Source organism: Nitrosophilus sp. (assembly GCF_982775275.1).
Genome location: NZ_CEXZHP010000270.1, coordinates 1 through 1,534, shown reverse-complemented (window position 1 = coordinate 1,534; position 1,534 = coordinate 1). Strand labels below are relative to the sequence as shown.

Here is a 1,534-nt window from a genome sequence, read left to right as displayed (position 1 = left end):
TTTAGATGGTAAAAAACTTGCAAGTAAAATTGAAACTCAAGTTTTTAAAGAGGTAACAAAACTGCAACAAGATGGTGTTACTCCAGGGCTTGCAGTAGTTTTAGTTGGTAACAATCCCGCAAGTGAAGCTTATGTAAGAATGAAATCAAAAGCTTGTGATAAAGTAGGAATTTATAATATTGTCCATAGAATGCCGGAAAATATCTCTCAAAAAGCTATAATTGAAACAATTCAAATGATGAATAAAAATCCAAATATTGATGGAATATTGGTTCAATTGCCGCTCCCAACACAAATAAATACAAATGAAATTTTAAAAACTTTAGATCCAAAAAAAGATGTTGATGGTTTTCATCCGTATAATGTTGGAAGAGTTACACTTGGATTAGATGGTTTTATCCCGGCAACTCCTTATGGAGTTATGGAATTATTAAAAGAATACAATATTGAGCTTAAAGGCAAAAATGTATGTATTGTAGGAGCAAGTAATATTGTTGGAAAACCGCTTGCGACTTTAATGTTAAATTCTAATGCTACGGTAGATATATGTCATATATATACAAAAGATTTAAAAGCTCACACTCTAAAAGCTGATATAATTTGCGTAGGAGTTGGAAAAATTAATTTAATAACAGCTGATATGGTTAAAGATGGAGCAATTGTTGTTGATATAGGAATTAATAGATTAAAAAATGGTAAGCTTATTGGAGATGTTGATTTTGAAAATGTTAGTAAAAAAGCTTCATTTATTACACCAGTTCCAGGAGGGGTTGGACCTATGACAATTGCAATGCTTTTGAAAAACACTGTAAAAGCAGCAAAACAGAGAATAATTAATAATTAATTTTTTTAAAAGAAAGGATATAAATGGATTTAAAAGAAAAATTTATAAAATTTTATCATTGGTCTGGAACTTGGAATGGGACTATTGTAATAGTTGCGTTTGTAATTTTTTTTATAGCTCAAGCTTTTGTAATTCCAAGCGGTAGTATGAAAAATACGTTGTTAATTGGGGATATGCTTTTTGTAAAAAAATTTGCTTATGGAATTCCAACACCTACAATTCCTTGGATTGAAATACCAGTTTTACCAGATTTTGATGGTGATGGTCATATAATTAACGACGATAAACCAAAAAGGGGTGATATTGTAGTTTTTAGATATCCTAATAACCCAAAAATTTATTATGTAAAAAGATGTGTAGCAGTTGGCGGAGATATATTATTTATTAGTAACAAACATTTATATCTTCATCCTCATGAAGGAAATGAATATGTAAAAAAACAATATAATGGATATGAGATAGAAAAATTTCAAGAGATGCTTTTTGTCAAAGATCCATATCGTAAAAAACATCCAGGGATTCATAATGATCCAAGAGTTACAAAAGATAAAATTCCTTATGAACAACTTTTTAATTTTTATCCAATTAAAGTAAAAAAAGGTGAATATTTTATGATGGGTGATAATAGAGATCATTCAAATGATAGTAGATTTTGGGGCAGTGTACCTTATAAATATATTATTGGGACAC

At 29.2% G+C, this 1,534-nt stretch carries 2 protein-coding genes; both read left to right on the top strand.

Annotated features, from left to right (window positions below):
* The coding region (folD, locus tag AC30RD_RS09140) for a bifunctional methylenetetrahydrofolate dehydrogenase/methenyltetrahydrofolate cyclohydrolase FolD (RefSeq protein ID WP_489494222.1) at positions 1–844 on the top strand (844 nt) is incomplete at its 5' end.
* A gap of 23 nt (positions 845–867) precedes the next feature.
* The coding region (gene lepB / locus AC30RD_RS09135) for a signal peptidase I (RefSeq protein WP_489494220.1) at positions 868–1,534 on the top strand (667 nt) is incomplete at its 3' end.